This window comes from Actinopolymorpha rutila (assembly GCF_013407855.1).
Lineage (GTDB): Bacteria > Actinomycetota > Actinomycetes > Propionibacteriales > Actinopolymorphaceae > Actinopolymorpha > Actinopolymorpha rutila.
The window spans coordinates 1214957-1236972 of record NZ_JACBZH010000001.1 but is presented as its reverse complement, the minus strand read 5'-3'; the positions used below and the strand labels follow the sequence as shown (position 1 = coordinate 1236972).

Annotated in this window: 15 protein-coding genes; 9 read left to right on the top strand and 6 right to left on the bottom strand. The window is 72.3% G+C overall.

The genetic code is table 11. The annotated features are described in order from the left end of the window. The first annotated feature begins 27 nt into the window (after positions 1-27). The 5 genes from F4554_RS05420 (at position 28) to F4554_RS05400 (ending at position 5791) form a co-directional block, all read left to right on the top strand. A complete protein-coding gene (locus F4554_RS05420; RefSeq protein WP_179786355.1) occupies positions 28-1248 on the top strand; it encodes an enolase C-terminal domain-like protein in 1221 nt (406 codons plus the stop codon). A gap of 86 nt (positions 1249-1334) precedes the next feature. Further along, a complete protein-coding gene (locus tag F4554_RS05415) occupies positions 1335-2819 on the top strand; it encodes a DNA-3-methyladenine glycosylase 2 (protein WP_202889157.1) in 1485 nt (494 codons plus the stop codon). Beyond that, positions 2816-3316, top strand: coding sequence for a methylated-DNA--[protein]-cysteine S-methyltransferase (locus F4554_RS05410; RefSeq protein WP_179786353.1), 501 nt, complete (start codon positions 2816-2818; stop codon positions 3314-3316). The genes F4554_RS05415 and F4554_RS05410 overlap by 4 nt, the downstream gene beginning before the upstream one ends. 177 nt (positions 3317-3493) lie before the next feature. Continuing rightward, a complete protein-coding gene (locus F4554_RS05405; RefSeq protein ID WP_179786352.1) occupies positions 3494-4639 on the top strand; it encodes an NAD(P)/FAD-dependent oxidoreductase in 1146 nt (381 codons plus the stop codon). 105 nt (positions 4640-4744) lie between these two features. Then, positions 4745-5791 carry a beta-propeller fold lactonase family protein gene (locus tag F4554_RS05400; protein WP_179786351.1) on the top strand — a complete coding sequence of 349 codons (1047 nt, stop codon included), beginning with the start codon at positions 4745-4747 and terminating at the stop codon, positions 5789-5791. An 83-nt stretch (positions 5792-5874) separates the two neighbouring features. Here the strand turns inward: F4554_RS05400 and F4554_RS05395 are convergent, their stop codons facing one another. The 5 genes from F4554_RS05395 to F4554_RS05375 all read right to left on the bottom strand — a co-directional run bounded on the left by F4554_RS05395 (position 5875) and on the right by F4554_RS05375 (position 12154). Next, positions 5875-6918 carry an alcohol dehydrogenase catalytic domain-containing protein gene (locus F4554_RS05395; protein ID WP_179786350.1) on the bottom strand — a complete coding sequence of 348 codons (1044 nt, stop codon included), beginning with the start codon at positions 6916-6918 and terminating at the stop codon, positions 5875-5877. A 125-nt stretch (positions 6919-7043) separates the two neighbouring features. Beyond that, entirely contained in the window at positions 7044-8498 is a 1455-nt protein-coding gene (locus F4554_RS05390; RefSeq protein WP_179786349.1) for a rhamnulokinase, read from the bottom strand. Between the two features lie 44 nt (positions 8499-8542). Next, complete coding sequence (locus F4554_RS05385; RefSeq protein ID WP_179786348.1) at positions 8543-10576, bottom strand: bifunctional aldolase/short-chain dehydrogenase; 2034 nt, start codon at positions 10574-10576, stop codon at positions 8543-8545. A 59-nt stretch (positions 10577-10635) separates the two neighbouring features. Continuing rightward, positions 10636-11808 (bottom strand): L-rhamnose isomerase, encoded by a 1173-nt coding sequence (rhaI, locus tag F4554_RS05380; protein WP_179786347.1) that lies wholly within the window; start codon positions 11806-11808, stop codon positions 10636-10638. Positions 11809-11833: 25 nt separating this feature from the next. Continuing rightward, complete coding sequence (locus tag F4554_RS05375; RefSeq protein ID WP_179786346.1) at positions 11834-12154, bottom strand: L-rhamnose mutarotase; 321 nt, start codon at positions 12152-12154, stop codon at positions 11834-11836. 400 nt (positions 12155-12554) lie between these two features. Between F4554_RS05375 and F4554_RS05370 the strand changes: the two genes are divergently transcribed. From F4554_RS05370 to F4554_RS05355, 4 genes are all read left to right on the top strand, one after another. Then, positions 12555-13859 (top strand): Gfo/Idh/MocA family protein, encoded by a 1305-nt coding sequence (locus F4554_RS05370; RefSeq protein WP_179786345.1) that lies wholly within the window; start codon positions 12555-12557, stop codon positions 13857-13859. Between the two features lie 114 nt (positions 13860-13973). Then, positions 13974-15980 carry a S9 family peptidase gene (locus F4554_RS05365; RefSeq protein ID WP_179786344.1) on the top strand — a complete coding sequence of 669 codons (2007 nt, stop codon included), beginning with the start codon at positions 13974-13976 and terminating at the stop codon, positions 15978-15980. A gap of 163 nt (positions 15981-16143) precedes the next feature. Further along, entirely contained in the window at positions 16144-17979 is a 1836-nt protein-coding gene (locus F4554_RS05360) for a glycoside hydrolase family 2 protein (RefSeq protein WP_179786343.1), read from the top strand. Positions 17980-18111: 132 nt separating this feature from the next. Then, entirely contained in the window at positions 18112-19881 is a 1770-nt protein-coding gene (locus tag F4554_RS05355) for a hypothetical protein (protein WP_179786342.1), read from the top strand. Between the two features lie 120 nt (positions 19882-20001). Here F4554_RS05355 and F4554_RS05350 read toward each other — a convergent pair whose 3' ends face one another. Next, on the bottom strand, positions 20002-22011 hold the full coding sequence (locus tag F4554_RS05350) for an aldo/keto reductase (RefSeq protein ID WP_179786341.1): 2010 nt from the start codon (positions 22009-22011) through the stop codon (positions 20002-20004). Positions 22012-22016: the final 5 nt, after the last annotated feature.

Sequence of the window (22016 nt, the reverse complement as noted above, 5' to 3'; positions counted from 1 at the left end):
CCCGAGGCACAGCGGAGGAAGCCCGCGATGAGGATCACCGACCTGCGCGCCACCACCGTGACCGTTCCGCTGGAGGCGCCGCTGCGGCACTCCAACGGCGCGCACTGGGGACGGTTCGTCCGCACGATCGTCGAGGTGGACACCGACGAGGGCATCACCGGCCTGGGCGAGATGGGCGGCGGCGGACAGGGCGCCGCGCTGGCGTTCGCGGGGTTGCGGCCGTATCTCCTCGGGCATGACCCGTTCGCGCTGGAGGAGCTGCGGTTCAAGATCGCCAACCCCACGGCGTCCCTCTACAACAACCGCACCCAGCTGCTGGCGGCGATCGAGTTCGCCTGCCTGGACATCGTGGGCAAGGCACTCGGCACACCCGTGTACAACCTGCTCGGCGGCAAGGTGCGCGACCGGGTCCCCTTCGCGAGTTACCTGTTCTTCCGGTACGCCGACGCCGCGAGCGGGATCGGCGAGGTGCGTACGCCGGACCAGTTGGTCGAGCACGCCCTCGCCCTGAAGGCGGCACACGGCTTCACCACCCACAAGCTGAAGGGCGGCGTCTACCCGCCGGCGTACGAGCTGGAGTGTTACCGCGCCCTGGCGGCGGCGCTGCCGGGCGACCGGTTCCGCCACGACCCCAACTGCGCGCTGTCGGTGGAGGAGGCGATCCGGTTCGGCCGGGCGATCGAGGACCTCGACAACGACTACTACGAGGACCCGACCTGGGGGTTGAACGGCATGCGCCGGGTGCGCGAGGCGGTTCGCATCCCGCTGGCCACCAACACCGTCGTGGTCAACCCCGAACAGCTCGCCACCAACCTGCGCGACCCCGCCGTCGACACGATCCTGCTGGACACGACGTTCTGGGGCGGGATCCGGGCGTGCGTGAAGGCGGCGAACGTGTGCGAGACGTTCCAGCAGTCGGTGGCCGTGCACTCCTCCGGTGAGCTCGGCATCCAGCTGGCGACGATGCTGCACCTCGGCGCCGTACTACCCGCGCTGACGCTGGCCGCGGACGCGCACTACCACCACCTCACAGACGACGTGCTGACCGGCGGGAAGCTGGCGTACGCCGGCGGCTCGATCGCGGTGCCGGAGGGGCCGGGGCTCGGCGTCACCCTCGACCGCGACCGGCTGGAACGCTACGCCGAGCTGTACCGCGAGCTCGGTGACTACCCGTACGACCGCGACCCGGGCCGGCCGGACTGGTATCCGCTGGTGCCCAACGAGCGCTGGGCGGACCCCGGCCAGTAGTGCGGACCTCGGGCCGGCCCGGCGCCACGCCCAGGTCCGATTCCCGCTAGCCCGGACCGGGGATCCGTGCCAGTGTCGTACTCGTGATGCCGTCCTTCGAGCAGTGCTACCGAGCCGTGGAGTCGCGCGATCCCCGCTTCGACGGCTGGATCTACATCGCCGTCACCTCCACCGGGATCTACTGCCGCCCGAGTTGTCCCGCGACCACCCCCAAACGGCAGAACGCGCGGTTCTTCCCGACGGCCGCAGCCGCCCAGGACGCGGGGTTCCGCGCCTGCCGGCGGTGCCGCCCCGACGCCGTGCCGGGTTCGCCGGAGTGGGACCTGCGGGCCGACGTGGCCGCCCGGGCCATGCGGCTGGTCGACGACGGCCTGGTCGAACGCGAAGGGGTCGCGGGCCTGGCCGCCCGGCTCGGCTACACCACCCGCCACCTCGGCCGGCTGCTGTCCGCCGAGCTCGGCGCCGGCCCGCTCGCGCTTGCCCGCGCCCGCCGGGCACACACCGCCCGGCTGCTGCTGGAGACCACCGACCTGCCGATCACCGACGTCGCGTTCGCCGCGGGGTTCGGCAGCGTACGCCAGTTCAACGACACGATCCGCGCGGTGTTCGCGGCCACGCCGGGCGAGGTCCGCCGCGCCGGCCGGCGGCAGGAGCCCACCAACGGCGCGGTCACCCTGCGGCTCCCCTACCGTCCGCCGTACGACGCGGAGTCCGGCTGGCGCTACCTCGCCGACCGGCTCGTCCCCGGCCTGGAGGAACTCGACGGCACCACCTACCGCCGGGCGGTCCGCCTGCACCACGGCGCGGGAGTTCTGTCGCTCACTCCCGCCGACGGCTACGTCCGCTGCCAACTCCAGCTGGACGACCTGCGCGACCTCGGCCCGGCCGCGGCCCGCTGCCGGCGGCTGCTCCACCTGGACGCCGACCCGGCCGGCATCACCGACGCGCTCGGCGACGACCCGCTGATCGGTCCGCTGGTCCGCGCCCGCCCGGGCCTGCGGGTGCCGGGCAGCGTGGACGCGTTCGAGACCGCCGTCCGCGCGGTCGTCGGCCAGCAGGTGTCGGTCTCCGCGGCGCGTACGGTCGTCGGCCGGATGGTCGCGGCGTACGCCGAGCCGCTGCCGCACCCGGTCGGCACGCTGACCCACAGCTTCCCCGCCCCCGGCGCCCTGGCGGAGGCGGACACCCTGCCGATGCCTGCGGCCCGGACCCGCACCGTCACCGCGCTGGCCGGCGCGGTCGCGGGCGGCGATCTCGACCTCGCGCCGGGCGCGGACCGGTCCGAGGTGGAGGCCGGACTCCTCGCGCTGCCGGGGGTGGGACCCTGGACCGCCGCGTACGTCGCGCTGCGCGGGCTGGGCGACCCGGACGCGTTCCCCGGCACCGACCTCGGCATCCGCCGCTCGCTGGTCGCCCTCGGCGTACCCGACCGGCCGGCGGAGATCGCCGCCGTCGCCGACCGCTGGCGGCCGCTGCGCAGTTATGCCGCACAGCACCTGTGGACCGTCGTTCCGGCGGCCACCCGCACGACCACACGTACGGCCACACGGACGGAGGGACAAGCCGCATGACCTCGCACACCTGCACGATCGACTCCCCGGTCGGCGCGCTCACCCTCCGCTCGAACGGCACCCACCTGACCCAGCTGCACTTCACCGGCGACGCGCCGCTGGACCGCGGCGACCTGGACGACGACCCGGTGCTGGCCGCGGCGGTCGGGCAGCTTGAGGAGTACTTCGCCGGCGAACGCACCGAGTTCGACCTGCCCCTGGACGGGGGCGGTACGGCGTTCCAGCGCCGGGTGTGGGCCGCGCTGAGGGAGATCCCGTACGCCGAGACCGAGACGTACGGCGAGCTGGCCAGGCGGATCGGCTCGCCCACCGCCTCCCGCGCGGTCGGCGCGGCGAACGGGCAGAACCCCATCGCCATCGTCGTGCCCTGCCACCGCGTGGTGGGCGCCAACGGCAAGCTGGTCGGCTTCGGCGGTGGAGTCGAGCGCAAGGTCGTCCTGCTGGAGCGGGAGGCCACGGTCCGCCTCGAACGCGACTTCGGGCAGAGCGTGGGATAGCTCCCCGCGCCGAGGTCACCGGTGTCGGTGCATCCGCGACTCCTCGGGACGACCGGCCGCACGTCACGGGCCGACCGACGGCACTGTTCGGGCCGATGGGCCGGGCACCGTGGCCGAACTCAGCCAGGTTGACGAAGCCGGGGATAAGCGCTGGCCCCTGTGCCAGAGTGAATTCTCATGCGGGTGGTGGTGATCGGCGGGGGCATCGTCGGGGCGAGTGCGGCGTATCACCTTGCACAACGCGACGTCGAGGTCGTCCTGGTCGACCGGGCGGACCCCGGCCGGGCCACCGACGCCGGCGCCGGGATCGTCAGCCCGTGGCTGTCGCGTTCGGCCGCGGACCCGGACGCGTTCCGGCTGTACGTCGCCGGCGCCTGCTACTACCCCGAGCTTCTCGCCCGGCTGGCCGACGACGGCGAAACCGACAGCGGCTACGAACCGGTCGGCGGCGTGCAGGTCGACGCCGACGTGGACAACCTGGCCGCGACGTACGAACTCACCCGCGAACGCGCCGCCCGGATCCCCCAGGTGGGAACGGTCACCCGGCTGACGCCCGCGGAGGTGCGCAGGTTGTTCCCGCCGCTGCACCCGGACCTGGCGGCGGTTCACGTCAGCGGCGGCGGCCGGGTCGACGGCGCCCGGATGCGTGTCGCGCTGACCCGCGCGGGCGCCCGTCGCGGCGTCCGGTTCGTCACCGGGTCGGCCCGCTTGCTGCTGGTCGACGGACGCGTCGGCGGCGTCCACCTGGACAACGGCGCGAGCGGGAACGGCGGCAACGGCGAGGCCGGCACGATCATCGGCTCCGACGCGGTGGTGGTCGCCGGCGGCGCCTGGTGCGGCGAGCTCCTCGAACCCGCGGGCATCAAGCTCGCCCTGGCGCCGCAGAAGGGCCAGATCGTCCACCTGTCACTGGGCGGCGCCGAGACGTCCACGTGGCCGGTCGTCCAGCCGCCCGGCGGTCACTACCTGCTGGCGTTCCCGGACGGCCGCGTGGTGGTGGGCGCGACCCGGGAGACGGGTTCGGGGTACGACCACCGGGTCACCGCCGCCGGTATGTACGAGGTGCTGAACGCCGCGCTGACGGTCGCGCCCGGCCTCGCCGACGCACGGGTGGTGGAGACCAGGGTCGGGTTCCGGCCCAGCAGCGACGACGGACTGCCGTTGCTGGGCTGCGTTCCCGGGATCGAGGGGCTGGTACTCGCCACAGGTCTCGGCGCCACCGGGCTGACCGCGGGCCCCTACACCGGTGCGGTCGCCGCCGCGCTCGCCGTCGGCGCGCGCCCGGACCTCGACCTCACGGCGTACGATCCGCTGCGCCGGTGACCATCCGACCACGATGTGGCACACGGATCAGCACTGTCGGCGACTACCGGTAGGTTCGACCACGCTTCGCCCCACCTCGACAGCGCAGTCACTTCGGAGGTAATCGTGGACGGCATCCGCAGGGTCTACATCGGCTCGTTCACCAAGGACGCCGGCGGGGAGGGCACCGGCATCAGCCTGGCCCACCAGGATCCCTCGACCGGTGCGCTCAGCCTCGTCGACGTGGTGGCGCAGACGACGTCCCCGGCCTTCCTGGCCTGGCATCCCGACGGCACCCACCTGTACGCGGTGAACGAACGCGGCGACGCCTCCGTCACCGCCTACGCGGTCAGCTCCGACGGCGGCCTGCGCGAGCTCAACACCGAGCCCACCGGCGGCAACGGCGCGTGCCACCTGACCGTGCACCCCTCCGGCCGGTTCCTGCTCACCGCCAACTACGGCAGCGGCCATCTGTCGGTGCACCCGATCCGGCCCGACGGCTCGCTCGCCGAACGCTCCGACCTGATCCAGCACGAGGGTTCCGGTCCGCGCGCCGACCGGCAGGAGGGCCCGCACGCCCACCACATCCGGGTCGACCCGAGCGGTGGGCACGTGCTGGCCGTCGACCTCGGCCTGGACGCGGTGCTGACGTACACCCTCGACCTCGACGACGGGACGCTCGCCCCCGGCCCGGTGGCCGAGACCGCACCGGGTGCGGGGCCGCGGCACCTCGCGTTCGGTCCGGACAACCTCGTGCACGTGGCCGGTGAGCTGGACTCCACCGTCACGACGTATGTCCTCGACCCGGCCACCGGCGCGCTCACCCACCAGGGCGTGGCGCCGTCCACCCTGGCGCCGGCGCCGGACGACAACTACCCGTCGGAGATCGGGATCAGCGACGACGGGCGCATGCTCTACGTCGCCAACCGCGGGCTGGACGTCATCGGCGCGCTGTCGGTGCAGGGCGGTCAGGTCAAGCCGGTCGCCGACGTGCCGACCGGAGGGGCCTGGCCGCGGCACCTCGTGGTGGCCGGGCAGCACCTCTACGTCGCCAACGAGCGCTCCCACCAGGTCACGCACTTCGTGCTGGACGCCGCGACCGGCGTGCCGGAGCAGGCCGACGACGTGCTGGAGATTCCCAGCCCGGCCTGTGTCCTGCCCGCACCGCGGTAGGACGGCTGGCCGCAGGACAAGTCCGTACGCGAACGACGCCCGCTCGGCATCCCGACCGGGCGTCGTTCGCGCGAAGCTGCTGGTCAGCCGGTGACGCCGGCCGGGAAGACGAGCACCTTGCTGGAGCCGTCCTTGCCCTCGGCCAGCGCCCGGAACGCCGACGGCGCGTCGGCCAGGCTGACTCGGCCCTCGACCAGGCGGGCCAGCTCGGCCGGCCCGTCGGCGACCCAGGCGGCGGTGCTGGCGAAGTCCTCGCGGCTGTAGCAGTAGCTGCCCACGATGCTGCGCTCGGCGATGCTGACGGCGTACGCGGCCAGGCTGACCTGCGGCTCGTGCATGCCCACCAGCACCACCCGCTCGCCCTCGGCGGCGACCGCCAGCGCGTCGCCCAGCGACCGCGACGACCCCACCGCGTCCACGACCAGGCTGGGGCCGGCGACACCGGTTTCGGCGAGGGTGTCGGCCAGCGGCGCGGCCGCCGGGTCCACCGCCGTCAGGCCGATGTCGGCGAGCAGTGCCCGCCTACCCGGGTGCGGCTCGGACACGGTGACCCGGCCGGCGCCGAGGCGCCGGGCGGCCAGCGCGCAGGCCTGTCCGATCGGGCCGCCGCCGACCACCAGCACGTTGTCGTCGGGTCCGCACCGGCCGCGGGTCATGGCGTGGTAGCCGACCGCGAGCGGCTCGACCAGCGCGCCGTACTCCGCCGGCATGTCCTCCGGCATCGCGATGACGTTGGCGGCCGGAACCACCATCAGCTCGGCGAACGCGGCGCTGATCGCGGGCGCGACCCCGATGATCTGCCTGGTCGGGCAGTGGTGGTCCTGCCCGGACCGGCACGCGTCGCAGCTGCCGCAGGCGAGCACCGGGTGCACCGTCACCAGCGCGCCCTCGGCCAGCCGCGCGGAGCCCGGCACGTCCGGCCCGACGGCGACCACCCGGCCGACCGTCTCGTGTCCCATCACCTGGCCCGGGAACCGCCGGCCGTTCTCACCGGTGTAGCCGTGCAGGTCCGACCCGCAGATGCCGGTGGACACCACACCGACCACGACCTCGCCCGGACCCGCCACCGGGTCGGGCCGTTCCTCGACCGCGAGGTCCCACGGACCGCGAAAAACGAGTGCACGCACCGGACGCCTCCCCACGTTGAACGATCCCCGCACCATACTCAGGCGACCGTCCCGACCGCACCGCCGCGTCAGCCGGCTGACACCCACACCGGCGCGGACGTCCTGAACCGGTCGGCACCCGGCCGTCAGGCGGCAGCGACCAGCGCGGACCAGCGTTCGTGGTCGCGGGGTTCGTACGTACGCAGGTCCTGGGTCCGCCGTACGACGTCCCTGGCCTCGGCCCGGTCGACGAGCACACCGTGCGCGCGGGCCTGGACGAGCAGGTTGCCCAGCGCCGTCGCCTCCACCGGCCCGGCGACCACGGGAAGCCCGCAGGCGTCCGCGGTGAGCTGGCAGAGCAGGGAGTTCTGCGCACCGCCGCCGACGACGTGCACCACGTCCACCCGCCGTCCGGACAGCCGCTGGGCGGCCGCGACGTTGCGTGCGTGGGCCAGCGCGAGGCTGTCCAGCACACACCGGGTGACCTGGGCCGGCGTGGCCGGCTCGGGCTGCCCGCTGTCGCGGCAGTGGGCGCGGATCCGCTCGGGCATGTCACCGGGCGCCAGGAAGTCCGGCGACTCCGCGTCCACCACACTGCGCAGCGGTGGCTCGGCCCCGGCGTCGGCGAGCAGCCGCGCCAGGCTCACCGGCCGGCCCTCGTCCCGCCAGGTGCGCATGCTCTCCTGCAGCAGCCACAGCCCCATCACGTTGCGCAGGTAGCGGATCGTCCCGTCGACGCCGACCTCGTTGGTGAAGTTGGCCTCGAGGCTCGCCGCCGACAGCACCGGCGAGCCCAGCTCCAGGCCCACCAGCGACCAGGTGCCGCAGGAGACGTAGGCGAAGTGGCCGTCGTGCGCCGGGACCGCCGCGACCGCCGACGCGGTGTCGTGCGAGGCCACCGTGGTGACCCACAGGTCGCGGGAGACGCCGAGCGGCCCGAGCAGCTGCGACCGGATCGGCCCGAGCAGGTCGCCCGGCTCGCGCAGCGGCGCCAGCAGCCCGCGGGGCAGGCCGAGCCGGCGGACGAGGTCGCCGGACCACGTGCGCGCCCGGACGTCGTACAGCTGGGTGGTGGAGGCGTTCGTGCGTTCGGCGCCGATCCGTCCGGTGAGCCGGTGGCACAGCAGGTCCGGTACCAACAGCATCGTGCGCGCCTTCCGCAGCGTCGCCGGATCCTCGGCCAGCAGTTGGTAGGCGGTGTTGAACCCCATGAACTGCACGCCGGTGGTGCCGTAGAGCGTGCGGTCGCCGACGTCGGCGCGTACCCGCTCCATGATCCCGTCGGTACGCGAGTCGCGGTAGTGGACCGGTGGTGCGATGAGCCGTTCGGCCTCGTCGAGCAGACCGTAGTCGACGCCCCAGGAGTCGATGCCGACCGACGTGACGCCGCGTTCGCCGGCCTCCCGGATCCCGGCGAGAATCCCGCGCCACAACGAGGGAAGGTTCCATGACAACCGGCCGTTGACATCGACCGGTTCATTGGGAAACCGGTGGACGACCTCGGTGTCGAGGTGGTCCGGGCCCACTGTGCCGACCAGTACGCGGCCGCTGGACGCGCCCAGGTCGACCGCGGCGGCCCGAAGTCGCACGTCGTCGCTCATCCCCCAGCCCTTTCGTACAGCCTCTCCGGAAAGCCGGCCCGCCGTCAGCGCAGGAAGGCCGCGGCCACGCCGCTGTCCACCGGGATGTGCAGCCCGGTGGTCTGGGCCAGGTCGCCGGCGGTGAGCGCGACCACCGCCGCGGCGACGTGCTCGGGCAGCACCTCCTTCTTCAGCAGGGTGCGCTGGGCGTAGTACTCGCCGAGCTTCTCCTCGGGTACGCCGTACACCGCGGCCCGTTTCGCACCCCACCCGGAGGCGAAGATGCCCGAGCCGCGCACCACGCCGTCGGGGTTGATGCCGTTGACCCGGATGCCGTGCTCGCCGAGCTCGGCCGCGAGCAGCCGCACCTGGTGGGCCTGGTCGGCCTTGGCGGCGCCGTAGGCGACGTTGTTCGGGCCGGCGAAGACGCCGTTCTTGCTGGAGATGTAGACGATGTCGCCGCCGAGTCCCTGCGCGATCATCGCCGCCGCGGCCGCCCGGGCCACCAGGAACGACCCGCGGGCCATCACCCGGTGCTGCAGGTCCCAGTCGGCGGTGGTCGTCTCCAGCAGCGGCTTGGAGATCGACAGGCCGGCGTTGTTGACCACCAGGTCCACACCGCCGAACGCCAGTGCCGCCTCGTCAAGCGCGGCCTGCACCTGCTCCTCGTCGGTGACGTCCACGGTCACGGGTACGGCCACGTCGGCGCCGCCGATGCCCTCGGCGACCTCCGCGGCGGCCTCGGTGTTCAGGTCGGCGACCACGACGCAGGCGCCCTCGGCGGCGAGGCGTTCGGCGATGGCCCGCCCGATGCCCGACCCCGCGCCGGTGACGAACGCGACCCGGGTGGCCAGCGGCTTGGGCTTGGGCATCCGGGCCAGCTTGGCCTCCTCCAGCGCCCAGTACTCGATCCGGAACTTCTCGCGTTCCTCGATCGGGCGGTAGGTGGAGATCGCCTCCGCGCCACGCATGACGTTGATGGCGTTGACGTAGAACTCCCCGGCCACCCGGGCGGTCTGCTTGTCCTTGCCGAAGCTGAACATCCCGACGCCGGGCACCAGGACGATGGCCGGGTCCGCTCCGCGCAGGGCCGGCGTGGCGTCGTCGGCGTACCGCTCGTAGTAGGCGCGGTAGTCCTCGCGGTAGGCCGCGTGGAGCGCGCGCAGCCGCTCCTCCACCTCCGCCGGCGGTGCGGTCGCCGGCAGGTCGAGCACCAGCGGACGCACCTTCGTCCGCAGGAAGTGGTCGGGGCAGGAGGTGCCGAGCGCGGCGAGGCGCGGGTGGTGCTCGCGGGCCACGAAGTCGAGCACCGCGTCGCTGTCGGTGTAGTGGCCGACCTGCGGGCGGTCGACCGAGGCGAGGCCCCGGATCAGCGGTGCGAGCACCGCGGCCCGGGCCCTGCGCTGCTCCGGCGGCAGCGGCTCGTACCCCGCCACCACCGCGCCGAACGGGTCGGGCCGGCCGTTGCGTTCGATGTACGCCTGGCAGGCCCGGATGATCTCCAGCGAGTTCTCCTCGCACTCCTGCGACGTCGCACCCCACGCGGTGATGCCGTGCCCGCCGAGCACCACGCCGATCGCCTCCGGGTGCTCGGCGTGGATCCGGGCGATGTCCAGCCCCAGCTGGAATCCCGGCCGCCGCCACGGCACCCACGCCACCCGGTCGCCGAAGCACTCCTTGGTGAGGGCCTCCCCGTCGGCCGCGGCCGCGAACGCGATCCCGGCGTCCGGGTGCAGGTGGTCCACGTGCGGCGCGTCCACCAGGCCGTGCATCGCCGTGTCGATCGAGGGAGCCGCTCCGCCCTTGCCGTGCAGGCAGAAGTCGAACGCGGCCACCATCTCGTCCTCGCGTTCGACACCGGGATAGACGTTGGCCAGCGCCCGCATCCGGTCCAGCCGCAGCACGGCCAGCCCGGCCTCGGTGAGCGTGCCGAGGTCGCCGCCGGAGCCCTTCACCCACAGCAGTTCGACGTCGGACCCGGTCACCGGGTCGGGTTCGGCACCCTTGCAGGAGGCGTTGCCGCCGGCGTAGTTGGTGATCGTCGGGTCGGCGCCGAGCCGGTGGCTGCGCTCGATCAGCTGGGCGACCTCAGGGTGCATGCTGGCTTCTCCTCAGCGTCAGGCGTGGCGTGGGTGTGCGCTGGTCGTGACCGTGGAGGTCAGGCGCCCCAGCCGGCGGCCTGGCCGTCGCGGCGTTCCTCGCGTACGCGCTCGGCGTGGCCGGTTCGACGGTAGGCGGCGATCGGGTCGGGGTCGAGACCGAACTCCTCGCGCACCTCCGCAAGCAGCGGCCGGACGTCGTTGTTGTAGGCGTCCATCACCACCGCGTTCGCGCCGAGCACGTCGCCGTCGCGTTGCGCGGCGGCGAGCGCGTCGGCGTCCACCAGCAGCGCCTTGGCGGTCGCCTCCTGGACGTTCATGATCGACCGGACCATCGCCGGCACCTTCGGCTCGAGGTTGTGGCACTGGTCGAGCATGAAAGCGATGTTGGCCGACGCCTCCAGCGCACCGGCCTGCACGATCTCGTGCATGATCCGGAACAGCTGGAACGGGTCGGCGGCACCGACCATCAGGTCGTCGTCGGCGTAGAACCTGCTGTTGAAGTGGAAGCCGCCGAGCTTTCCCTGCCGGAGCAGGAACGCCACGATGAACTCGATGTTCGTGCCCGGCGCGTGGTGGCCGGTGTCGACCAGCACCTGTGCCCGCTCGCCGAGGGTGACGCAGTGCGCGTACGACGTCCCCCAGTCGGGGATGTCGGTGGCGTAGAACGCCGGCTCGAAGAACTTGTACTCCACCAGCATCCGCTGGTCCGCACCCAGCCGGTCGTACGCGGCCGAGAGCGCCTCGGCGAGCCGGTCCTGGCGCGCGCGCAGCGAGTCCTGCCCGGGATAGTTGATCCCGTCGGCGAACCACAGGCTGAGGATCGAGGAGCCGGTGGCGTCCATGATGTCGACGCACTCCAGCAGGTGGGCAAGAGCCTTCTTGCGTACGGCCGGGTCGGGGTTGCAGACGCTGCCGAGCCGGTAGTCGTCCTCCTGGAAGACGTTGGGGTTGATCGCGCCGAGCCGGATGCCGGCGTTCTTCGCGTGCGCGGCGAGGTCGGCGTAGTCGTCCACCTTGTCCCACGGGATGTGCAGCGCCACGCTCGGCGCGACCCCGGTGAGCTTGTGGACCAGCGCGGCGTCGTCGACCTTCTCGTAGGCGTTGCGCGGAATGCCTTCCTGCGCGAAGACCTTGAACCTCGTGCCCGAGTTGCCGTACGCCCAGGACGGGGTCTCGATCTGCTGCGCGCGCAGGGCGGACTTGACAGTCTCGATCGTGGTGGCGGCCATACCCTTCATCTCCCGTTCAGCCGGCTCAGTCGAGGTGGAAGACCTCGGTGAGCGGTCGCATGTCGGTGTCGGCGCTGCCCGACTCCAGGTCCTCGAAGAAGTCCGCCATCTCGCTTTGCCAACGGCGGTTGATCTCCCGCTCCGCCATGCCCGCCTGGGCCGCCTCGAAGTCCTCGGTCTCGAGATAGCCGACCAGCAGCCCGTCGTCGGTCAGGAAGAGCGAGTAGTTGTGCCATCCGGTCTCCCGCAGCGCCTGCTGCATCTCCGGCCAGACGGCGTGGTGGCGTTGTCGGTACTCGTCCAGGCGGTCAGGCTTGACCCGCAGCAGAAAGCACACCCGTCGCACGGCACCGCCTCTCGTCGATGGTTCACGTGATCGACTGAATCGTTTCACGGATGGTAGGGACCTGCCGGGAACGCGGTCAACGACCGGGTCCCGGGCCGGACAGGCCGGTTCCGGAACGCATGGGAAGTCAGTTCGGCGCGCTCGGCTCGACGACTCCTCGCGTCCGGTCGCGGGCCGTCGCGGGATCACTGCGGTCCGCTGCCGGAGGTCCACCAACCGTGTGCGATCCGTCGCCGAACTGGACGTCAGTGCTCCAACTGGCGAGCTAGTGCGCAAGAAAACGCATTCACCTGGCACCATCGGGAGCGGACCACTGACGACCGGTGGGCAGCGTGGCGCAGACGCCGAGCAAGAGCCGAAGCGGACGCCGAGCAACCCCACCCGCGACACCTGGGAGCACATGGTGACCGAGGAAACCCTTCCCACGACCGGGCGGCCGGCGACGATCGCCATCCTGGGTGCCGGCAACCGCGGCTCCGTCTACTCCAGGTGGGTGGCGGCCCACCCCGAGCGGGCCAAGGTGGTGGCGGTCGCCGAGCCGCGTGACTACCAGCGCAAGACCCTCGCCGAGCTCCACGGCGTACCCCCCGAGCGCACCTTCTCCTCCTGGGCCGACCTGGTGGCCGCCGGCGATGCCGGCAAGCTGGCCGACGCGGCCGTCGTCGCCACCCAGGACAACGACCACATCGAGCCGGCCATCCGGCTCGCCGAGCAGGGCTACCACCTGCTGGTGGAGAAGCCGATGGCGCCGACCGAGGAGGGCTGCCGGGCGCTGCTGGACGCGGTCCAGCGCACCGGCGTGATGCTCGCCGTCTGTCACGTGCTGCGCTACACGCCGTACACCCAGCTGCTCAAGGAGGTGCTCGACTCCGGCCGGATCGGCGAGATCATGAGCATCCAGCACCTGGAGCCGGTGGGCTACTGGCACCAGGCGCACTCCTACGTACGCGGCAACTGGCGGCGCGAGGACGAGTCGTCGTCGATGCTGCTGGCGAAGTCCTGCCACGACATCGACTGGATCCGCTACGTCGTCGGCGCGCCGATCGAGAAGGTGTCGAGCTTCGGCCGGCTGTCGTACTTCAAGCGGGAGAACCAGCCCGCCGGTGCCGCCGACCGCTGCCTGGACTGCGCGGTGGAGCCCACCTGCGCCTACTCCGCGAAGAAGCTGTACCTCGGCATGATCCAGCGGGGCGAGACCGGCTGGCCGCTGCACACCGTCACCAACGACATCACCGAGGAGGGCGTCACCAAGGCGCTGGCCGAGGGACCGTACGGACGGTGCGTGTGGGCCTGCGACAACGACGTGGTCGACCACCAGGTCGTGTCGATGGAGTTCGCGGGCGGGGCCACCGGCACCTTCACGATGGTCGGCTTCGCGGAGAAGGGCCACCGGCGTACGCAGATCTTCGGCACCCAGGGCACCGTCGACTGCGACGGCGAGCACGTGACGGTGTTCGACTTCCTCACCGACCGGACCGAGGTGCTGTCGGTGCCGGCCACCGGACACGACGCGGGCTCCGGCCACGGTGGCGGCGACGCCGGCCTGATGGACTCCTTCACCGCCGCACTGGTCGCGGGCGACCCGTCGCTGATCAGGTCGGGTGGCCTGGAGTCGCTGGAGACCCACCTCGCGGTCTTCGCCGCCGAGCGGGCCCGGCACACCGGGTCGGTCGAGCCGGTCGACGTCCCCGTCGCTCGCGGCTGACGTCCTGTCAGTGGGGCTGGTTCGAGCGGACCCTCGACCAGCCCGCACTTCACCCGAGGCGGGTTCGGGGCAGAGCCTCGACCAGCCCGACGGCGGCTACTACAGTCCGGCGGCATGAAGCCTGCTGATCTTGGCCTGCTGCGTACTCCCGGTACGCCCGCCCTCTCCCCGGACGGGCGCACCGCGGTCGTGGCCGTCACCCGGCTCGATCTGGAAGCCGACGCCTACCGCGCCCAGCTGTGGGCCGTGCCGACCGAACCGACCGAACCGACCGAGCCGACCGAACCGACCGAGCCGACCGGGCCGACCGCCGAACCCGCCCGGCCGCTCACCCACGGCTGGAGCGACCAGGCGCCGGCGTTCTCCCCGGACGGGCGGTGGCTGGCGTTCCTGCGTACGGCCGGCAAGAGCGGCAAGGACGCCAGGCCGCAGCTGTACGTCCTGCCCACCGGCGGCGGCGACGCGCGCCAGGTCACCACTGTCGACCACCACCCGCTCGGCGCGGGCACCCCGGTGTGGAGCCCCGACTCCACCCGGATCGCCTACGTCGCGAGGGTTCCCGACGAGGGCCGCTACGGCACCCGGGAGGACGTCACGCCCGAGCAGGAGCCACCGCGCCGGATCACCAGCCTGCGGTACCGCCTGGACGGCGTGGGCTTCGTCCTCGACCGGCGCCCGCACGTGTTCGTCGTCGACCCGTTCCATGCCGAGCCGGTGCCGGTGCAGGTGACCTCGGGCGACTTCGACCACGCCGACGTCGCGTGGAGCCCCGACTCCGACCTGCTGGCGTTCACCAGCGCCCGCCACGCCGGCCGCGACCGCGACCTGCGCAGCGATGTGTTCGTGTGTACGCCGGACGGCAAGAACCCGCGCCAGGTCACCGACACCACGCTCGGTGTGGGCCAGCCGGCGTTCGGGCCGGACGGGCGCACGGTGTACTTCCTCGGCAGCGAGGTCGGCCCGGGCGGGCTGGACTTCGTGGCCCGGCACACCGGGCTGTACGCGGTGCCCGCCGACGCGGCCGAGGGCACGCCGAGGCGGCTCACTCCGGCCGAGACCCACCACCACGGTGACAGCACCGGTCGTACGGTCGTCACCGCGGACGGCGTGCTGTTCGGCAACGAGAACCGCGGCGCCGTTGACCTGCTGCTGGTCCCGTTCGACGGCGGCGAGCCCCGGACGGTGCTGTCCGGGCACCGGCAGGCCGTCGGCTTCGACGCCGCCGCGGGGGTGGTGGTGGCCACCGTCACCGCGGGCGACGGCGCCGGTGAGCTCGTCGCCGTCCGCGACGGGAGCGAACGGGTCCTCACCGCCTTCGGATCGGAGCTGGCGAGGACCGGCCGGGTGCGCGCCCCGGAGGAGCTGGACGCCACCGCACCGGACGGGTATCCCGTGCACGGCTGGCTCGTCCGGCCCGAGGGCCCCGGCCCGCACCCGGTCCTGCTGCTGATCCACGGCGGCCCGTTCGCGCAGTACGGCTGGAACCTGCTGGACGAGGCACAGGTCTACGCCGGCGCTGGTTACGCGGTGGTGATGGGCAACCCACGCGGCTCCTCCGGCTACGGCCAGGCACACGGCGCCGCCATCCGGTACGACGTCGGTGAGCGCTCCGCGGCCGACCTGCACGCGCTCCTGGACCACGCCCTCGCCACCAGCCCGGACCTGGACGCGGACCGTACGGGAGTGATGGGCGGGTCGCACGGCGGCTTCATGACCACCTGGCTGGCCGGGCACTCCGACCGGTTCCGGGCGGCGATCAGCGAACGCGCGGTCAACGCGGCGGACAGCTTCGTGGGCTCCAGCGACATCGGGTGGTACTTCGGGGAGCAGTACTACGGCGACGCCGACCTGCGCGCCCGAATGTCCCCGCTGGCCGGCGCCGACGGCATCTCCGTCCCGATGCTGATCATCCACTCCGAACAGGACTGGCGGTGCCCGGTCGAGCAGGCGCAGCGACTGTTCGTGGCACTGAAACTGCGGGGCGTGGAGACCGAGTTGCTGCTCTTCCCCGGCGAGGGGCACGAGCTGTCCCGGTCGGGTCTGCCCAGCCACCGGATCGCCCGCTTCGACGCGATCCTCGACTGGTGGGAACGCCACCTGCGTACCAGCCACAACGGCTAGATCACGTGCTCGCGGCGCCGGCTGCCGGAACGCACTCTGGTCCCCGCGCGCGGCTTCTGCGAGGATCACGTTTACAGCGATGTAATGATCGTCGCCGACGACGCCGACCCCGAACCACAGCACCGACCACGCAGGAGCCCCCGTGCCCGAGGAGCCCACCACCATGACCTCGACCTCGACCTCGACCTCGACAGCGACCTCGACGGCGACCTCGACAGGCCAGCCTCGACCGGAGTACCCGCGACCGCAGTTCGTCCGTCCCGACTGGCTCAACCTCAACGGACGCTGGCAGTTCGAGACCGACCGGGGCGACTCCGGCCTCGAGCGCGGCCTGGTCGAACGCGACCTGGGCGGTGAGATCCTGGTGCCGTTCTGCCCGGAGTCGGAGCTGTCCGGGATCGGTGACGTCGACTTCATGGAGGCGGTCTGGTACCGCCGTACGTTCGCGGTCCCCGAGCAGTGGCGCGGACGCGACGTGCTGGTCCACTTCCAGGCCGTCGACCACGACACCACGGTGTGGGCGGACGGCGCGGAGGTGGCCCGGCACCGCGGCGGCTCGACGCCCTTCAGCGCCAACCTCGGCGACGTCGCCGGCCGCGAGGTGACGCTCGTCGTCCGTGCCCGCGACCACCGGGCGGGCCCGCAGGCCCGCGGCAAGCAGTCCGACCAGTACGGCAACCATGACTGCCACTACACCCGGACCACCGGCATCTGGCAGACGGTGTGGCTGGAGCCGGTGCCGACGTCGCACCTGAACCGGCCGCGGATCACTCCCGACGTCGCCGGCAGCGCCTTCCACGTGGAGGTCCCGCTGGCCGGGCCGCGTCGCGGGCTCACCGTCAAGGCGACCTTGACAGACGACGCCGGCGTGGTGGCCACCGCGCAGGCGCGCGCCGACCTCGACCTCGCGGTCCGGCTCACGCTCGCCGTGCCGGCCGAGCGCCGCAAGCTGTGGTCGGTGGGCTCGGGCCACCTCTACGACCTGGCATTCGAACTCGTCGACGCCGACGGCACCGTGGTCGACCAGGCGACGAGCTACGCCGGACTGCGTTCGGTCAGCATCGACGGCAAGGCCGTGTTGCTCAACGGCGAGCCCGTCTTCCAGCGGCTGGTGCTCGACCAGGGCTACTACGCCGACGGGCTGCTCACCGCGCCCGACGACGCCGCCCTCGTCGCCGACATCGAACTCTCCCTCGCCGCCGGATTCAACGGCGCCCGCCTGCACCAGAAGGTGTTCGAGGAGCGCTTCCTCTACCACGCCGACCGGCTCGGCTACCTCGTGTGGGGCGAGTTCCCCGACTGGGGGTGCAACGTCGGGCGCGACGGCGACAACCAGCAGCCCACCGCGACGTACGTCACGCAGTGGCTGGAGGCGGTCGAACGCGACTACTCCCACCCCTCGATCGTCGGCTGGTGCCCGCTGAACGAGACCTGGCAGCGGATGCACGACCGGTTCACCGTGCTCGACGACGTGATGCGCGGGATGTTCCTGGCCACCAAGGCCGCCGACCAGTCCCGCCCGGTGCTGGACACCTCCGGCTACTCCCACCGAGTGCCCGAGACCGACATCTACGACTCGCACAACTACGAACAGAACCCGGCGAAGTTCGCCGAGGCGATGAAGGGCCTCGCCGAGGGCAAGCCGTACGTCAACGACGGCGGGCAGGGCAAGCCCTGGTCGGTGCCGTACGCCGGACAGCCCTACTTCTGCAGCGAGTTCGGCGGGATCTGGTGGAACCCCGACGCGCGTCCGGACGAGGACTCCTGGGGGTACGGCGAACGCTGCCGCACGCTGGAGGAGTTCTACGCCCGCTTCGAGGGACTGGTCGCGGTGCTGCTGGACGACCCGGACATGTTCGGGTACTGCTACACGCAGTTGACCGACGTCTTCCAGGAGCAGAACGGCGTCTACCGCTTCGACCGGTCGGAGAAGTTCGACCTCGAACGCGTTCGGGCCGCCCAGACGCGTACGGCGGCGATCGAGAAGGGCCGCGGCTGACCACAGCCGGCTCGGGTATGTCCTCGTCGGCCGGGGCCGGGCGAAACCGTCCGGCCCCGGCCGGACCCGTCCGGCCCCGGCCAGTCGCGCACCGACCGCGAACCCCGACCGGCCGGTGCGCGTCCCACTGCCATGACCACTGATCCCGTCGCCGTCCTCACCACCGGCGTGGACAGCTTCTCGCCGTACGTGCAGGAGTCCGGTGAGTTGCACGACCCGGTGTTCGACGAGCCCACGCAGTACGGCACCGCCTACCACGCGTACTGTCAAGCCGTCCTTGCCGAGGCCGGTCCGGCCGAACACCGCGCCGGGCGGCTGGCCCGGGCCGGGCGCGGGCTGGACGCGGCCCTCGCCCACACCGAGAACCCCGACCTCCCGCCGACCGGTGCTTCCTTCTCCCGCGCCGACGGCTCGGTACGACGGTCCAACCACCGCGACTTCACCTGGCCGCCGATCCTGAAGACGTTCCGCGTCCTGCGGGATGCCGGTGACGAACGGGCGACGGAGTTCGCCGACCGGATCGCCGCGGTGGACATCATGCGGTCGTTCCGTTCCAGGCCGCCGTCCAACTGGGCGTCGGTGTGGCTGTCCGGTGAGTGGATCCGCATCCGGGAAGGACTCTCGCCGTTCTCCACCCGCGACGTGGACGAGTGGCTGGCGATCTTCCTGACCGACCTGCTTCGTCCGGAGGACGGCTTCTACTTCGAGCCCGGCAAACCGAACTCCTACGACCTGTTCACCCGCCTGCACGTGGCGGACCTGCTGGCCGAGGGGTACGACGGCAGGCACCGCCCCGCGCTGGAACGGCTGATGGAGACCGGTCTGGACCGCAGTCTCGCCGTGCAACTGTCCGACGGGTCGCTGGCTTCCGCGCACCGCAGCGCCGGGCAGACGTGGACGCTCGGCGCCCAGGTCGCGTACTTCACCCACGCGCGGGCATACTTCACCGCCCGGCAGGTCGCCGAGGACACAGAGAACACCGAGGACACGGTGCGCGCGGATCGGGCCGCCGAGGCCGCCACCCGGGCGTACGTGTCAATGCGGCGTTGGCAGCGGCCGGGTGCAACGTTCAGCCCGGTGGAGAACGTGCTGCCCGAGGGCTGGCGGGTTGGGTACGAGGCCTACACCGCCGACGGCCACTACGCCAACCTCGCCCTGGCGTTCCTGGCCACCGCGGTCCGGGCTGGGTTCACCGCCGACGCCGCACCGGCTACGGATCGGCCGCCCGCGACGCGGGTGGAGCACGCACTGACCTTCCGTGGCGTGGCGAGCGCCGGCCGCTACTCGGTCGCGGTCAACGCCGATCCGGCGCCGGCGTACGACGGGTTCGGGATCACCGACCTCACCGTCGGACCGGACCGGTACCTGCAGTTCGCGTCCAGCGTGCGGCACGTGGAGAGTGGGCGTTTCCTCAACCTGGGAACGGCGTTGCGCTCGGGAGGCGTTCGCGGCGGCTTGGACGTGCTGGCCCAGCGCACCTTCACCCTGGACGCGCCGATCGAGCCGCTCGACACCCCGTCCGGTGGCTGCCGGGCCGGCCTGCGGCTGCGGGGACGCGCCGATGGTGACGACGCGACGCCGTACCACCTCGAGGTCGGCGTGCACGACGACGGCGTCCACGTGGCGGAGGCCACCCCGGGCGTGGTGGGTGAGCGGAGCCTGCTGGTGCCGTACCTGCGAGACCCCGGCACCGGTGTGCACACAGAGGTCGAACGCACCCCGGACGGCGTACGCCTCGTGCACGGCACGGAGGTCCTCGCGGTGACCGTCGAGGCTCCGGTACTGACGATGGTGCACCTGCCCCACGGGTTCGAGAACCGCCGCGGCCTGTGCGGCCTCGTCCGCCACGACCTGGCCGGCGTGCACGACGCCGTGCGCTTCACCGTCGCCGTCGAACGCTGACCACCTGCCCGCCGAGCCGCATCGGCCCGGCGTGGGTCAACGTCGCCAGAGCGGAACGCGACCGGGCCCCGCATCGCTGGAAGCGATGCGGGGCCCGAAGACCACCAGGGAGGGCGGAACTCAGTCGCGCAGGTCCAGCCAGCGCACCTCGTCCGGAGTCAGCTCCACCTGCAGGCCGGGCAGCGAGCTGTGCGTCTCCGCCAGCGCCCGCGGCCCGATCAGCGGGAACGTCGGGAAGTCCTGGTGCAGGACGTACGCCAGCGCGATCGCGGTCGGGTGCACGCCACGCTTCTGCGCCAGCGACGTGGCCCGCGCCAGCCGCTCGAAGTTGTCGTCGCTGTACCAGCAGCGCACCAGTTCGGCGTCGGAGCGGTCCTCGGGCTTGGCCCGCCCGGTGAAGAAGCCCCGCGCCTGGCTCGACCAGGGCATCAGCGCCAGCTGGTTCTTCTCCAGCCACTGCCGGGACTCGTCGTCGCTGACGGCCAGGCAGCCGGCCCAGGGAACGTCCAGCGCCCTTGCCAGGCTGAAGTTGTTGCTCACCGCAACCATGGGTTGACGGCCGTTGGCCTCGGCGTAGGCGTTCGCCTCGGCGATGCGCTCGAGGGTCCAGTTCGAACCGCCGAACGCCTTGATCCGGCCGGCACGGTAGTGCTCGTCCAGCACGTCGACGAACTCACCGACCGGGTAGTCGGTGTTGTCCCGGTGCATGAAGTAGACGTCGACGTAGTCGGTCTGCAGCCGCTCCAGCGACTCGTGCAACTGCCGGGTGATCGACTCCGGGTCGCAGTGCGGGGTGTGGGCACCCTTGCCGATGACCACCACGTCCTCGCGGACGCCACGGTTGTGGATCCACTGCCCCAGCACGCGTTCGCACTGCCCACGGCCGTAGATGTAGCCGGTGTCGAAGGTGGTGCCACCCCGCTCGAAGAAGTCGTCGAACATCGCGGTGCCGTGCGACAGGTTCATCTGGTTGTCCACGCCCATCACCAGGCGGGAGACCTGCTTGTCGACACCGGTGATCCGGCCGTACTTCATGGTGTGGTCGTCACGTCGGCGCAGCGGCCGCCGGTGCACCGTGGGCCGGTTCGCGTCCAGCCGCTCCGCGGGGTACTCCAGCCCGATCGCGGCCCGCCAGGCGTCCAGGGTGGCCGCCGTGCCGAGGGAGTCCGCCCAGGTCATCGCCGGCGCCTGCCGGTCGGCCAGGTGCGCGGCCACCGTGTCGGCCTCGGCCGCGTACAGCGGAACCGTCTCCACCTCGACGTGCCGGTCGTCCTCGCCGATGCGGTGGACCTCGATGCCCGCGCTGCTTCCGTCGCGGGCCGGCAGCCACGGGTTGGGCACCACGAGGTAGCCCTCGCTGCCGACCACCCGGACGACGTTCTCCGCCGACTTGCGGATACCGGTCACCACGTGTGCGGACACACCGCCGGGGAACGTGAGGCTGGCCGCGGCCCACTCGTCGACGCCGGTCTCACCGACCCGGCCCACCGCGCTGACCGACGTGGGCTCGGCGAACGGCTCGCCGGTCGCGACGCCGGCGATCAGCCGGGCCATCGTGACGGGGTAGCCGCCCACGTCGAGGATGCCGCCGCCGGCGAGCTCGGGGTCCCACAGCCGGCTGCCCGGGTTCGGCGACCCGCCGAACGCGAACGACGCCTCGATCTGGTGGACCTTCCCGATCGCGCCGCCGCGCAGGAGGTCCAGCAGGGCCGCGGTCTGCGGCACGCAGCGGTACATGAACGCCTCCATCAAGAAGACGTCATGCTCACGGGCCGCCTCGATCACGGCCATCGTCTCGGCGTGGTTCACGGTCAGGGGCTTCTCGCACAGGATGTGCTTGCCCGCCTCGGCCGCCCGGATCGCCCACTGCGCGTGCTGCGGGTGCGGGGTCGAGATGTAAACCGCGTCGACCTCGTCGTCGGCGAGCAGCTCATCGTAGCTGCCGTAGCCGCGGGCGCCTCCGAACTCCGCGGCGAACGCCTTCGCCTTGTCGAGGTCGCGGCTGCCCACCGCCACGAGCACGCCGGTGCTCGACGCCGGAAGGTCTCCTGCAAATCGGCGGGCGATGTTGCCCGGGCCGAGAATTCCCCAGCCCAGCTTCCCGTCCGCACGTGTGATGTCTGGTGCCATGAGGC